This is a genomic window from Pseudomonas sp. JL27(2026) (genome assembly GCF_056933555.1).
The window spans coordinates 3,663,239-3,677,372 of the sequence record NZ_CM167794.1; the positions used below are offsets into that span (position 1 = coordinate 3,663,239).

Annotated in this window: 13 protein-coding genes; 5 read left to right on the forward strand and 8 right to left on the reverse strand. The window is 59.0% G+C overall.

Translation table 11 applies throughout. The features are described 5' to 3' along the window. Window positions 1-4 precede the first annotated feature (4 nt). The 6 genes from cysG to ftsK all read right to left on the reverse strand — a co-directional run bounded on the left by cysG (window position 5) and on the right by ftsK (window position 7,626). Window positions 5-1,399: a siroheme synthase CysG gene (gene cysG, locus AC1Z1G_RS16800; protein ID WP_483621148.1), complete on the reverse strand. Its 1,395-nt coding sequence runs from the start codon at window positions 1,397-1,399 to the stop codon at window positions 5-7. Continuing rightward, a complete protein-coding gene (gene serS / locus AC1Z1G_RS16805; RefSeq protein WP_483621149.1) occupies window positions 1,400-2,680 on the reverse strand; it encodes a serine--tRNA ligase in 1,281 nt (426 codons plus the stop codon). It lies immediately after the preceding gene. Window positions 2,681-2,696: 16 nt separating this feature from the next. After that, window positions 2,697-3,071: a fluoride efflux transporter CrcB gene (crcB, locus tag AC1Z1G_RS16810; RefSeq protein WP_347901012.1), complete on the reverse strand. Its 375-nt coding sequence runs from the start codon at window positions 3,069-3,071 to the stop codon at window positions 2,697-2,699. After that, window positions 3,071-4,393, reverse strand: a complete 1,323-nt coding sequence (locus tag AC1Z1G_RS16815) for a replication-associated recombination protein A (protein WP_483621150.1) — start codon at window positions 4,391-4,393, stop codon at window positions 3,071-3,073. Before AC1Z1G_RS16815 ends, crcB begins: the two co-directional genes overlap by 1 nt. A gap of 147 nt (window positions 4,394-4,540) precedes the next feature. Continuing rightward, on the reverse strand, window positions 4,541-5,161 hold the full coding sequence (lolA, locus tag AC1Z1G_RS16820) for an outer membrane lipoprotein periplasmic chaperone LolA (RefSeq protein WP_483621151.1): 621 nt from the start codon (window positions 5,159-5,161) through the stop codon (window positions 4,541-4,543). 59 nt (window positions 5,162-5,220) lie between these two features. Next, the gene (gene ftsK, locus AC1Z1G_RS16825) at window positions 5,221-7,626 is read right to left on the reverse strand and encodes a DNA translocase FtsK (protein WP_483621152.1); all 2,406 of its coding nucleotides are present in this window, start codon (window positions 7,624-7,626) and stop codon (window positions 5,221-5,223) included. A 309-nt stretch (window positions 7,627-7,935) separates the two neighbouring features. Here ftsK and trxB point away from each other — a divergent pair, with 309 nt between their 5' ends. From trxB to infA, 4 genes are all read left to right on the forward strand, one after another. Then, a complete protein-coding gene (trxB, locus tag AC1Z1G_RS16830) occupies window positions 7,936-8,886 on the forward strand; it encodes a thioredoxin-disulfide reductase (RefSeq protein ID WP_483621153.1) in 951 nt (316 codons plus the stop codon). Window positions 8,887-8,947: 61 nt separating this feature from the next. Then, the gene (gene aat / locus AC1Z1G_RS16835) at window positions 8,948-9,628 is read left to right on the forward strand and encodes a leucyl/phenylalanyl-tRNA--protein transferase (RefSeq protein ID WP_483621154.1); all 681 of its coding nucleotides are present in this window, start codon (window positions 8,948-8,950) and stop codon (window positions 9,626-9,628) included. Between the two features lie 57 nt (window positions 9,629-9,685). Next, on the forward strand, window positions 9,686-10,393 hold the full coding sequence (locus AC1Z1G_RS16840; protein WP_483621155.1) for an arginyltransferase: 708 nt from the start codon (window positions 9,686-9,688) through the stop codon (window positions 10,391-10,393). A gap of 111 nt (window positions 10,394-10,504) precedes the next feature. Beyond that, entirely contained in the window at window positions 10,505-10,723 is a 219-nt protein-coding gene (gene infA / locus AC1Z1G_RS16845) for a translation initiation factor IF-1 (protein ID WP_002553999.1), read from the forward strand. A gap of 236 nt (window positions 10,724-10,959) precedes the next feature. On the opposite strand, the gene clpA is transcribed toward infA, so the two are convergent. Then, a complete protein-coding gene (gene clpA / locus AC1Z1G_RS16850; RefSeq protein WP_483621156.1) occupies window positions 10,960-13,230 on the reverse strand; it encodes an ATP-dependent Clp protease ATP-binding subunit ClpA in 2,271 nt (756 codons plus the stop codon). Between the two features lie 29 nt (window positions 13,231-13,259). Then, entirely contained in the window at window positions 13,260-13,622 is a 363-nt protein-coding gene (clpS, locus tag AC1Z1G_RS16855) for an ATP-dependent Clp protease adapter ClpS (protein ID WP_093223751.1), read from the reverse strand. Between the two features lie 225 nt (window positions 13,623-13,847). Here clpS and cspD point away from each other — a divergent pair, with 225 nt between their 5' ends. Next, a complete protein-coding gene (gene cspD, locus AC1Z1G_RS16860) occupies window positions 13,848-14,114 on the forward strand; it encodes a cold shock domain-containing protein CspD (protein ID WP_483621157.1) in 267 nt (88 codons plus the stop codon). Window positions 14,115-14,134 lie beyond the last annotated feature (20 nt).

The window sequence follows — 14,134 nt, forward strand, 5'->3', positions numbered from 1 at the left end:
GTCTTCAGACTTGAGACTGAGCGCCTTCAAACCACGCGAGCTTCTCGCGCAGTTGCACCACTTCGCCCACGATTACCAGCGTTGGCGCATGCACCTCATGCTCCGCCACCAAATGTGGGAGGTTGGCCAGCGTGCCGGTAAACACCCGCTGATTGGCCGTCGTGCCCTGCTGGATCAACGCTGCCGGGGTATCCGCCGAGCGACCATGCTTGATCAACTGCTCGCAGATGGTCGGCAACCCCACCAACCCCATGTAGAACACCAACGTTTGCGCGGGCGCGACCAGATCGCTCCACGGCAAATCCGAAGTGCCGTCCTTCAGGTGACCGGTGACAAAACGCACAGACTGCGCGTAATCACGGTGAGTCAGCGGAATCCCGGCATAGGCCGCGCAACCACTGGCCGCGGTAATCCCCGGCACCACCTGGAACGGGATGCCATGGGCCGCCAGTTCTTCGATCTCTTCGCCGCCACGGCCGAAGATAAACGGATCACCGCCCTTCAACCGCACCACACGCTTGCCCTGCCTGGCCAGGTCCACCAGTTGCTGGTTGATCTGGTCCTGAGGCACGGCGTGATCGGCGCGCCGTTTACCGACGTAAATCCGCTCGGCGTCGCGACGGCACAGCTCAAGAATCGCTGGGGCGACGAGACGGTCATACAACACCACGTCAGCCTGCTGCATCAGGCGCAAGGCACGGAAAGTCAACAAGTCCGGGTCCCCCGGGCCTGCGCCTACCAGATACACCTCACCGGTCGCACTGGCTGATTCGCCATTGATTTTCGCCAGCAACAAGCGCTCGGCTTCAGCGCCCTGCCCGGCCAGTTGACGATCTGCAATCGGACCCTGGAAAACATCTTCCCAGAACGCCCGGCGTTGCTGAACATCTGGAAACAGGCCTTTGACCTGGTTGCGAAAACGCGCCGCCAACCCGGCCAATTGGCCGTAGGTCGAAGGAACCCAGGTTTCCAGTTTCGCCCGGATCAACCGCGCCAACACCGGTGCATCACCACCGCTGGACACCGCAATCACCAATGGCGAACGGTCGACGATGGCCGGGAAGATCACGCTGCACAAGGCAGGCGCGTCGACCACGTTGACCGGCACACAGCGTCGATGGGCATCGGCAGAGACTTGCGCATTCAGCGGTTCGTCGTCGGTGGCGGCAATGATCAGCCCGCAACCGTCGAGGTCCGACTCAAGGTAACCGCGCAACACCAGCTCGCCGCCGCTGTTGTGCACCAGCTCACGCAACTGGGTTTCGACTTCAGGTGCAACGACCCGCAACAGTGCCCCGGCGTCGGCCAGCAGGCGGGACTTGCGCAAGGCAATCTCCCCCCCACCGACGACCAACACACGACTGCCGCGCAGGTTATGAAACAGCGGCAGAAATTCCATTTAGCCGATGACCTCAAGGCCGCCCATGTACGGCTTGAGGACTTCTGGCACGCGAATCGAACCGTCGGCCTGCTGGTAGTTTTCCAGCACCGCCACCAGGGTACGACCGACTGCCAGGCCGGAGCCGTTCAGGGTGTGGACCAGTTCCGGCTTGCCGGTTTCCGGGTTGCGGAAACGCGCTTGCATACGACGGGCCTGGAAGTCGCCGCAGTTGGAGCACGACGAAATTTCGCGGTACTTGTCCTGGCTCGGGATCCACACTTCCAGGTCATACGTCTTGACCGCGCTGAAGCCCATGTCACCGGTGCACAGCGCCAGGGTGCGGTATGGCAATTCCAGCAGTTGCAAGACCTTTTCAGCGTTGGCGGTCAGGCCTTCCAGCGCTTCCATCGAAGTCGACGGCTCGACAATCTGGACCATCTCGACCTTGTCGAACTGGTGCTGGCGAATCATGCCACGGGTATCACGGCCCGATGCGCCGGCCTCGCTGCGGAAGCATGGCGTGTGTGCGACGAACTTGATCGGCAGCAGTTTCGGATCGAGGATCTCGCCCGCAACGATGTTGGTCAGCGACACTTCAGCGGTCGGGATCAGGTACAGATCGGCTTCACCTTCGCGCGTAATCTTGAACAGGTCTTCCTCGAACTTCGGCAACTGGCCAGTGCCTTGCAGGGCTGGCGCCTGGACCAGGTAAGGCGTGTAGGCCTCTTCGTAACCATGCTCGTTGATGTGCAGGTTGATCATGAACTGCGCGAGGGCGCGGTGCAGACGGGCGATTGGTCCGCGCAGCAAGGCGAAACGGGCACCGGACAGCTTGGCGGCGGTTTCGAAGTCAAGCCAGCCGAACTTCTCGCCCAGCGCAACGTGGTCCTTGACCTCGAAATCGAAGGTAGTCGGCGTACCCCAGCGGCGCACTTCGACGTTACCTTCTTCATCGTCACCGACCGGCACCGACTCATGCGGCAGGTTCGGGATATTCAGCAGGATCGAATCCAACTCAGTCTGGATCGCGTCCAGCTCGACCTTGCCGGCACCCAATTCGTTCGCCATACGCTCGACGTCCGCCATCAGCGGCGCGATGTCTTCGCCGCGCTGCTTGGCCTGACCGATGGATTTGGAGCGCGCATTACGTTCAGCCTGCAGTGCTTCGGTGCGGGTCTGGACGGTCTTGCGCTGTTCTTCCAGCGCTTCGATGCGCGCAACATCCAGGCTGAAGCCACGGGATGCCAGGCGGTCCGCTACGTCCTGAAGGTTGCTACGTAACAGTTTGGAATCGAGCATGTCGGTCTCTCGTTTATCAAAGTTTGGTCAGGGACAGGCCAGCCCAGGTTGCGAGCAGCCCGCCGAATACGCTGATGGCCGCATAGCCCAGGGCTTGCGACACTTGCCCGCTTTCCAGCAGGCGCACCGTATCCAGTGAAAAGGATGAAAAGGTCGTCAGACCTCCCACAAAGCCGACAATCAAGCCGGCCCGAATTTCGAACGGCACTTCCGGGCGCAACAAAAACAGCCCGTACAACACACCGATAATCAGGCAGCCAATCAGATTGACCGCCAGGGTCGCCACATAAAAATGCCGGGGCCAGTGGACGTTGATCCAGTTGCCCGCCGCGAAACGCAATAATGTACCAGCGATACCGGCCACGGACACCGCAAGAATGGCTCGAATCACTACTTTCTCCGCTGTTTCGGGCTAAGGCGATCAAGCTGGGCGAGATGATTGAGCTTCTCCCCGATCTTCAACTCCAGGCCACGGGGCACCGGCTGATAGAAATGCTGGGGCTCCAACTCATCCGGGAAGTAGTCTTCGCCCGCCGCGTAAGCGTCCGGCTCATCATGGGCATAACGGTACTCGTCACCGTAACCCAGCTGCTTCATCAACTTGGTCGGGGCATTACGCAAGTGCAGCGGCACTTCCAGCGAGCCGTGCTCGGCGGCGCTGCGCATGGCCGCCTTGAAGCCCATGTACACAGCGTTGCTCTTCGGCGCGCAGGCCAGATAAGTAATCGCCTGCGCCACCGCAAGCTCGCCTTCGGGGCTGCCGAGGCGCTCCTGCACATCCCACGCGGCCAGGCACAAGCTCAGGGCCCGTGGGTCGGCATTGCCGATGTCTTCGCTGGCCATGCGCACCACGCGCCGGGCCAGGTACAGCGGATCGCAACCACCGTCGAGCATGCGCGCGAACCAATACAGCGCGCCGTCCGGGTTGGAGCCGCGCACCGATTTGTGCAAGGCAGAAATCTGGTCGTAAAACGCTTCGCCGCCCTTGTCGAAACGACGTCGCGTATCGCCGAGCAGGCTTTGCAACAAGTCGACACCGATTTCGCTGTTGTCTTCGGCCAGGTCCGACGCGTTCTCCAACAGGTTGAGCAAACGCCGACCGTCACCGTCAGCGGCCGACAGCAGCATCTTGAAACCTTCATCGCTCAGGCTCAGCTGACGCTTGCCCAAGCCGCGCTCTTCGGTCAGCGCGCGTTGCACCAGCTTGTTCAGCGCCACTTCGTCGAGGCTTTTAAGCACATAGACGCGGGCACGGGACAACAGGGCGTTGTTCAATTCAAAAGAGGGGTTTTCGGTGGTCGCGCCAATGAAAATCAGCGTGCCGTCCTCGACGTACGGCAGGAAAGCATCCTGTTGCGACTTGTTGAAGCGATGCACCTCGTCGACAAACAGAATGGTCCGGCGGCCGTATTGACCGGCCTGCTGCTTGGCGATTTCCACCGCCTGGCGGATCTCCTTGACCCCGGCCAGCACCGCCGACACCGTTTCGAAATGCGCGTCCGAGACTTCTGCCAGCAACCGCGCCAGGGTGGTTTTACCCACCCCCGGCGGGCCCCAGAAAATCATCGAGTGCAGAGCACCCTGCTCCAGGGCTTCGCGCAAAGGCTTGCCCCGGGCCAGCAGATGTTCCTGACCGACGTACTCGTCCAGATTGGCCGCACGCAAACGCGCGGCCAGTGGCTGAGCTATCGGAGCACTACGAAACAAGTCCATCACTGCCTATGAAACCTCATTGGGCTTATATGCCACACCAGATCTCTATGGGAGCGGGCTTGCTCGCGAAGAGGCCGTGTCAGTCGACATTTTGATTGAATGACACACCGCCTTCGCGAGCAAGCCCGCTCCCACAGGTTCGGTGTTTTACTCTTGGATCACATCCGCCCCTTTAGGGATGTCGAACTTGAACTTGGAAGCCGGAATAGGCTCATTGGCCTTGACGCCCGTGAACAGGATATTGGTGCGCTGGCCGACGCTATCGATCAACTGCATGTCATTGACCAGGCCGTTGCGAAACGACAGGCGCAGGTTGTCGAACAGGGTGTCTTTGGTTTTCGGCTTCAGGGTGAAGTCGATCACGCCGCCCGCCTCCTTGGCACTGATGTCGAAGCTCTGGCTGATTTTTGATACATCGCCAGACAGCAACAGCGCCGGCGTCTGGGTCAGGCGTTGGTCGAGTTTCTTGATGGTCACCTGCTCAAGGTCCGGGTCCCATAGGGAGACTTTCTTGCCATCGGAGACCATCAACTGTTCTTGTGGCGCATCGGTGTGCCAGTAAAACATTCCGGGGCGCTGCAACGACATTTCACCCGCCGTTTCCTGCAACTGGGTGCCCGTGCCATCAAGGGTCAACTGAGAGAAACGGGCGCTCAGGGTCTGGGAGTTTTCCAGCAGTTGAGTCAGACGTGCGACATCTTTGTCGTCGGCGTGAGCCGAAAGCGTCGTTAGAGCCAGTACCGGCAGCAGCATGCGGATAAGACGCATGGGAGTCCTCTTTAAAATTCCGTTGAAATGAGGTGCCGCGTGCGATCACGCGGCTCCGGTCAGTCGCGCATCGGCCCGGGGGCCAGGACTTCACGCGAACCGTTGGTGTTCATGGACGTCACGACCCCGGCCATTTCCATGGCTTCGATCATGCGGGCGGCGCGGTTGTAACCGATTTTCAACTTACGCTGCACCGCCGAAATGGACGCCCGGCGGCTTTCCAGCACGAACTGCACGGCTTCGTCGTACAAGGCGTCGGTTTCGCTGTCGTCGCTGTCGCCGCCGCTGCCGCTTTCAAAGCCACTGCCCGCTTCTTCGACACCGTTGAGGATGTCGTCGTTGTAATCCGGCGCGCCGCGCAGTTTCCAGGCTTCGACTACACGATGCACTTCATCGTCCGACACAAAGGCGCCGTGGACCCGGATCGGCAGGCTGGTGCCCGGCGGCATGTAGAGCATGTCACCGTGGCCCAGCAATTGCTCGGCACCGCCCTGGTCGATGATGGTCCGCGAATCGATCTTGCTCGACACCTGGAACGCCATGCGCGTCGGGATGTTGGCCTTGATCAGACCGGTGATCACGTCAACCGAGGGCCGCTGGGTCGCGAGGATCAGGTGAATACCAGCAGCACGGGCCTTCTGGGCGATCCGCGCAATGAGCTCTTCAACCTTCTTGCCGACGATCATCATCATGTCGGCGAATTCGTCGACCACCACCACGATGGTCGGCAACTTGGTCAACAACGGCGCTTCGTCATGAATGCTTTCGCGGTTGTACAAAGGATCGGTCAGCGGGGTGCCCGCCTCCTCTGCTTCCCTGACCTTCTGGTTGAAGCCCGACAGGTTACGCACGCCCATCTTCGCCATCAGCTTGTAGCGGCGCTCCATCTCGGCAACGCTCCAGCGCAGGGCGTTGGCCGCATCCTTCATGTCGGTCACGACCGGGCACAGCAAATGCGGGATGCCTTCGTAGATCGACAGCTCAAGCATTTTCGGGTCGATCATGATCAGTTTGGCGTCTTCCGGGCCCGACTTGAACAGAATCGACAGAATCATCGCGTTCACCCCCACCGACTTACCGGAACCGGTTGTACCGGCCACCAGCAGGTGAGGCATCTTCGCAAGGTCGGTGATCACCGGCCTGCCGCCGATATCGTGGCCCAGGGCCAGGGTGACCGGGGACTTGGCGTTGTCGTATTCCGGGGTCGAAAGGACCTCGGAGAAGCGCACGATCTGTCGGTCTTCGTTGGGAATCTCGATGCCCACCGTGGTCTTGCCGGGAATCACTTCCACCACCCGCACGCTGGTTACGGCCAGCGAGCGCGCCAGGTCCTTGGCCAGGTTGGCGATACGGCTGACTTTCACGCCGGCCGCCGGTTGAATCTCGTAACGGGTAATGACCGGGCCCGGGTGAATCGAATCCACCGTGACTTCGACCCCGAACTCCTTGAGTTTGATTTCCAGCAGATGGCCGACGGCCGCCAGCGATTCGGGGGAGTAATTGAGTTGTTTCTTTTCGGCCGGGTCGAGAATCGAGATCGGCGGCAAGGTGCCTTCCACCGCGCTGTCGACGAACAGCGGCGCCTGTTTCTCTTTCTCGACACGCTTGCTCGGCTGTGGTGCCTTGGGCGGTGCCGGGGCGATCACGGGCGGAACCTGTTTCTCGCGCTCGGACATGTGCTTGCTCAAGGCCTGCTCACGCTCGATCAAGCGTTCCTTGACCTTGGCCTGCTCACGCTTGTCCGACACCGTTGGAGCCACGACGTCGTGAACCCGGTCGTCGACTTCACGCAACTGCGCGACCAGCTGTTTACGCTCGGTTCGCGCCGCCCACCAACGATTGGCGGCACCGTGGAACAGTTCGAACAGGTCCAGGGTGATCTTGCCGGTGACGTCCATCACCTTGAACCACGAAAGGTCGGTGAACACCGTCAGGCCGAACAGGAACAACGCGATGAACATCAGGGTGCTGCCCTGGATATTCAGTGCGTTCTTGGCCAGATCACCCAGGCTTTCGCCCAACGCGCCACCGGCGCCTGCCGGAAGCCCGGTAGCTGCATGAAAATGAATATGGGCCAGTGCCGCACCCGAAAGCACCAGGAACACCAGGCCGATCAGCCGCCAGGAAAACAGCCAGCCGCTCCACTGCCACGGCTCGTGGCGCTGACGAAAAATCTGATAGGTTTTGATGGCCAGCAGCAACGGAAAAATGTAGGCGAAGTAACCCAGCACCATGAACAGGATATCGGCACTGTAGGAACCGGCGGGGCCGCCGAAGTTCTGCACGTCGTCAATCTTGCTGTTATGGCTCCAGCCCGGATCGTCCTTGCCATAGGTCAACAAGGCCATCATCAGGAACAGGCACAAGGCGCCAATGGCGATCAACGCACCTTCCTTGAGCCGGTAGTGCAGTTGCTGGCGCCAAAGCGGAACTACTGTTTTAGGTGCTGCGGTGGATTTCTTCAAAACGCGTCTTTTCCTGCGCTTAGTAGCGCGTCCAACTGTTGAATGACTGCAAAAATACTGCTCAATCCGAGCAGGTAAAAAAGTTGACGCACGCAACTGAGACTACTTTTAACACTCTGCCCTTGAATCCTGAAACCGTTGAAACGACCGAAGGCAGCCGAACATTTTGATACAGACCGGCATTGTACGGGTTTGTCCGCACGATGCCACGCTGCAGCCCCTTCGGTGTAGCATAGCTAACAGCAGGTTATAAGCGGTTCAATTTGAGCATGCATTCTCTTTTGTGACAAAGGCTTATGAGGTGTTTTTATGAGCGAAGCGAAGCATTCACGCTTGATCATTCTAGGTTCCGGCCCTGCCGGTTACAGCGCTGCGGTGTATGCCGCCCGCGCCAACCTCAAACCCACCGTCATCACGGGCCTGCAAGCCGGTGGTCAACTGACCACCACCACAGAGGTCGACAACTGGCCCGGCGACGTTGAAGGCCTCACCGGCCCGGTGCTGATGGAACGCATGCAAAAACACGCCGAGCGCTTTGACACGGCGATCGTCTACGACCACATCCACACCGCAGAGTTGCAACAGCGCCCGTTTACCCTCACAGGTGACAGCGGCACCTACACCTGCGATGCCCTGATTATTGCCACGGGCGCCTCCGCGCAATACCTGGGCCTGCCGTCCGAAGACGCATTCGCCGGCAAAGGCGTTTCCGCCTGCGCCACCTGTGACGGCTTCTTCTACCGCAACCAGGTCGTCGCCGTGGTCGGCGGCGGCAACACGGCGGTCGAAGAGGCGCTGTACCTCTCCAACATCGCCAAGGAAGTGCACCTGGTGCACCGCCGCGACAAGCTGCGTTCGGAGAAGATCCTGCAAGACAAACTCTTCGAAAAGGCCAAAACCGGCAATATCCGCCTGCACTGGAACCAAAACCTGGATGAAGTGCTGGGCGATGCCAGCGGTGTCACTGGCGCTCGCCTGCGTGACAGCCTGACCGGCGAGACGAAGGAACTTGCCCTCACCGGCGTCTTCATCGCCATCGGCCACAAACCCAATACCGATCTGTTCCAGGGCCAACTATCAATGCGCAACGGCTACCTGCTGGTCAAGGGCGGCAGCGAAGGCGATGCCACCGCCACCGGGATCGAAGGCGTGTTTGCCGCTGGCGATGTGGCCGACCACGTGTACCGCCAGGCCGTCACATCTGCCGGCGCAGGTTGCATGGCGGCGCTGGACGCCGAGAAGTACCTGGACGACAACTGACCGCTCCCCATGCGGCAGGCCCGGCCTGCCGCTGCCCTCCCCTTCTGCAAGCCTGGATGCCATGCTGACTTGGTTACAACGCAATACCTTGAGCTTTCCGCCCCTGGAAAAAGCCATGCGCGAGCCCAACGGCTTGCTGGCGGCCGGCGGCGACTTGTCTGCCGATCGACTGATCCAGGCCTATCGCCATGGCTGCTTCCCCTGGTTCTCCCAGGGGCAGCCGATCCTTTGGTGGTCGCCCGACCCGCGCACGGTATTATTTCCCGACGAACTGCATGTCTCGCGCAGCCTGGGTAAACTCCTGCGCCAGCAACGCTACAAGGTGACCTTTGATCGGGATTTTCCAGCCGTTATCAAGGCCTGCGCCGCACCGCGCGATTACGCTGACGGCACCTGGATCACCGATGCCATGCAAGACGCCTACCTCGAACTGCACCGGCGCGGCTACGCGCACTCGGTCGAGGTCTGGGACCAGGGCACCTTGGTGGGCGGGCTTTACGGGCTGGCCATGGGGCAGCTGTTTTTCGGCGAATCAATGTTCAGCCGCGCTGACAACGCTTCAAAATTCGGTTTTGCGACACTGGTCAGGCACCTCAAGGACTGGGGGTTCGCCTTGATTGACTGCCAGATGCCAACCAACCACCTCCAAAGTCTTGGCGCCCGCTCGATCGACCGCAGCGACTTCGCCGGTTACCTGCAACGCCACCTGGACCTTCCCAGCCGTGCCACATGGGTTTCCTAGGCGACTTTCGCGCACGTGGCTTACACTTAATTTACAGCTAATCCCGAGGGTTGATTCATGACCGAGTTGGCGCGCTTGAAGTTTTATGCCACTCAGCCCCACTCTTGCAGCTATCTGCCCGACGAACAAGCCACCACGCTGTTCCTCGACCCAAGCCAGCCCATGGATGTGCATGTCTACGCAGACCTGTCTGAAATGGGCTTCCGCCGTAGCGGCGACCATCTCTATCGGCCGCATTGCCAGAATTGCAATGCGTGTGTACCGGCGCGCATTCCTGTGGCGCATTTTGTGCCCAATCGCCAGCAAAAACGCATTTTCAAGCGCAATGCCGATTTGCAGGTCCGCCCCGCGAAGCCCGGATTCAGCGAAGAGTACTTCGACCTGTACCAGCGCTACATCGAACAGCGTCATGCCGACGGCGACATGTACCCGCCAAGCCGTGACCAGTTTTCGACGTTCCTGGTGCGCGACCTGCCATTTTCCAGGTTTTATGAGTTCCGCCTCGAAAACCGCTTGCTGGCGGTAGCTGTGACCGACTTGCTGCCCAACGGCTTGTCGGCGGTCTACACCTTCTACGAGCCCGACGAAGAGCGCCGCAGCCTGGGACGTTATGCCATTCTCTGGCAAATCGCCGAGGCCCAGCGCCTGGGACTGGAAGCGGTGTACCTTGGATACTGGATCAAAAACTGCAAAAAAATGAACTACAAGACCCAATATCGCCCCATCGAGCTGCTGATTAACCAACGATGGGTGGTTCTGAACTAGGGTCAGCCCTAAAGCCCTTGGCTTAAACCCCATTTTTCGGGCACAATGCACGCCGCTTTTGCCTGGCGCAGTTGCACCGGGCCATTCATTGGATACCGAGGGCTTTACTGCATGTCGAAAGAAGACAGCTTCGAAATGGAAGGCACTGTCGTCGACACCCTGCCCAACACCATGTTTCGTGTGGAGTTGGAAAATGGGCACGTCGTAACCGCGCATATTTCCGGCAAGATGCGCAAGAACTACATTCGTATTCTTACCGGTGACAAAGTGCGCGTCGAGCTGACGCCCTATGACTTGAGCAAAGGGCGCATCACTTACCGCGCTCGCTAATCAAGTCAATACAAAACGCCCGGCTCTGCCGGGCGTTTTTGTTTGTCCGGGATTTGACAGGCGCCCTCAATCCACTGTGGGAGCGGGCTTGCTCGCGAAAACGGTGGATCAGCTTGCATCAATGCTGAATGTGGAACTGCATTCGCGAGCAAGCCCGCTCCCACAGTGGATTGGTGTATTTCTTCAAGACAGCAAAAAGGCGCCATCGGCGCCTTTTTGCTTTGTTGCGGTTAACGTCAGGCCATTTCAGCCGTGGTTTCGAACTCAAAGGTCAATTCACCATCCTTGACGTCGATGTGGACCACACCACCATGCTCGGCCAGTTCGCCAAAGAGTATCTCTTCCGCCAGCGGACGCTTGATCTTGTCCTGAATCAAGCGTGCCATTGGCCGCGCGCCCATGGTTGCATCGTAGCCACCGGCCGCCAGCCAACTGCGTGCAGCGTCGGTAACCTCAAGCAGCACACGCTTGTCTTCCAGTTGCGCCTGAAGCTCGGTAAGGAACTTGTCCACCACGCTTTTGATGACCTCATGACTGAGGCGACCAAACTGGATAATGGTGTCCAGACGGTTGCGGAATTCTGGCGTGAAGCTCTTCTTGATCACTTCCATCGCATCGGATGAATGGTCCTGGTGCGTGAAGCCGATGGAGGCCCGAGCTGCGGTTTCGGCACCGGCGTTGGTCGTCATGATGACGATTACGTTACGGAAATCTGCCTTGCGCCCGTTGTTATCGGTCAGCGTACCGTGATCCATGACCTGCAACAGCAGGTTGAAGACTTCCGGATGCGCCTTCTCGATCTCATCGAGCAACAGCACGCAATGAGGCTGCTTGGTGATTGCTTCGGTCAGCAGGCCGCCCTGATCGAACCCCACATAGCCAGGAGGCGCACCGATCAAACGCGATACGGTGTGACGCTCCATGTACTCGGACATGTCGAAGCGAACCAGCTCGATCCCCAGGGCTTTCGCCAGTTGCCGCGCCGCTTCGGTTTTACCGACACCAGTAGGACCTGCGAACAGGAACGAACCGACAGGTTTGTCAGGCGATTTCAGACCGGCACGGGACAGCTTGATCGCAGTCGACAGGGAATCGATCGCTGCCTCCTGACCAAACACCGTCAACTTCAGGTCACGCTCAAGGTTACGCAGCAACTCCTTGTCGGAGCTGGTGACGTGTTTTGGCGGAATCCGCGCAATCTTCGCAACGATGTCCTCGACCTGAGGCACCTCGATGCGCTTCACACGCTTCTCGATCGGCTGCAAACGCTGATAGGCGCCCGCCTCGTCGATGACGTCGATGGCTTTGTCCGGCATATGCCGGTCATTGATGTAGCGCGAGGCAAGCTCGGCAGCGGCGCGCAGGGCTTCATCACTGTATTCGATGTTGTGATGCAGCTCGAAACGCCCCTTGAGGCCGCGCAAGATGCCAATGGTGTCTTCCACCGAAGGTTCCGACACATCGACCTTCTGGAAGCGACGCGCCAAGGCACGATCCTTCTCGAAGATCCCGCGAAACTCCTGGAACGTGGTCGAACCGATACAACGGATATCACCCGAGGACAGCAACGGCTTGAGCAGGTTCGAGGCATCCATCACGCCACCGGACGCAGCACCGGCACCAATGATGGTGTGGATTTCGTCGATGAACAGAATGGCTTGAGGCCGTTTTTTCAGCTCATTGAGCAACGCCTTGAAGCGCTTCTCGAAATCGCCGCGATACTTGGTCCCGGCCAGCAATGCGCCCAGGTCGAGCGAATACACCACGCTGTTGGCCAACAGATCAGGCACCTGGTTGTCGACAATGCGTTTGGCCAGACCTTCGGCGATTGCGGTTTTACCCACGCCCGCCTCGCCGACCAGCAACGGATTGTTTTTACGCCGCCGCGCCAGAATCTGCGCCACACGCTCAACTTCCATTTCGCGCCCAACCAACGGGTCGATACGGCCCTGGCGCGCCAGTTCGTTGAGATTGCTGGCATAAGCATCCAGAGGATTGCCTGAAGAAGAAGACTCACCGCCCTCGTCGTCCTGCATATCTTGCTCACCTTCAGAGTGTTCGCCATGCCCTGGCACTTTGGAGATGCCATGGGCGATGTAGTTGACGACATCGATGCGTGCAACGCTCTGCTGTTTAAGCAGGAACACCGCCTGACTCTCTTGCTCACTGAAGATGGCGACCAGCACGTTAGCGCCTGTCACTTCCCGTTTACCGGAGCTCTGCACATGGAAGACAGCACGCTGCAGTACACGCTGGAAGCCCAGGGTTGGCTGGGTTTCGCGATCCTCGTCATGGACGGGAATCAAAGGCGTGGTGGAATCGATGAACTCCTGCAGATCATGCTTGAGTTTGTCGAGGTTTGCGCCGCAGGCACGCAAAACGGTGGCGGCAGCCTCATTATCCAAAAGAGCCAACAGGAGGTGTTCGACGGTCATGAACTCATGACGCTTCGATCGGGCCTCCTTGAAGGCGAGATTGAGGGTGACTTCGAGCTCGCGGTTTAACATAGCTTCACCTCATACCCAAGTGGTCGGCGTTAACCGTCCTTCTCGATTTCACAGAGTAGCGGATGCTGGCTTTCCCTGGCGTACTGGTTGACCTGCATGGCCTTGGTCTCGGCGATGTCGCGGGTAAACACTCCACATACTGCCCGTCCTTCTGTGTGAACGGCCAGCATTACCTTGGTCGCCAGCTCGCGATTCAGGTTAAAAAACACCTCGAGCACTTCGACGACGAAATCCATCGGTGTGTAGTCATCATTGAACAAAACCACCTTGTACATCGGCGGCGCCTGCAAGGCAGGCTTGGCCTCCTGTACAGCAACGCCCGCGGAATCGTCGTCGTGTAAATCCGGGCGATCCTGATTGAATGTTAGTCGAATCTGGCTGATTGCATGCATGGAAAGAAAGGTTCGTTAGTTGAGCGAATACAGTGGTGGGGGCGGCCCCAGAGCTTTTCAACTCCGACTGCTTGGTCACCTTGACTATCGGCAAAACGGTGTTACAACCAATAGAGCCCACAGTGGGTAAAAAAGGTCCGCGGAGTCAACCTTATTTAACAAGGCTGACTGCGGATGTACTGGATGATACTCCAGTGATGGAGTCTGTTGCAGAGGGAGTTGGGTATGTCAGGCGTCAAGATCAATGGCAAGGTCAAGTGGTTTAACAATGCCAAGGGTTATGGTTTCATCAATGAGGACGGCAAAACAGAAGATTTGTTCGCCCATTACTCGGCCATTCAGATGGACGGCTACAAAACCCTGAAAGCCGGCCAGCCCGTGACCTTCGAGATCATCCAGGGGCCCAAGGGACTGCACGCCGTGAATATCGGCGCCGCCAGGGAAACCCAGCCAGCTGCCATTACCACCACGCAACACACCGTTACGGCTTAACGTAGAACCAAACATCCAGT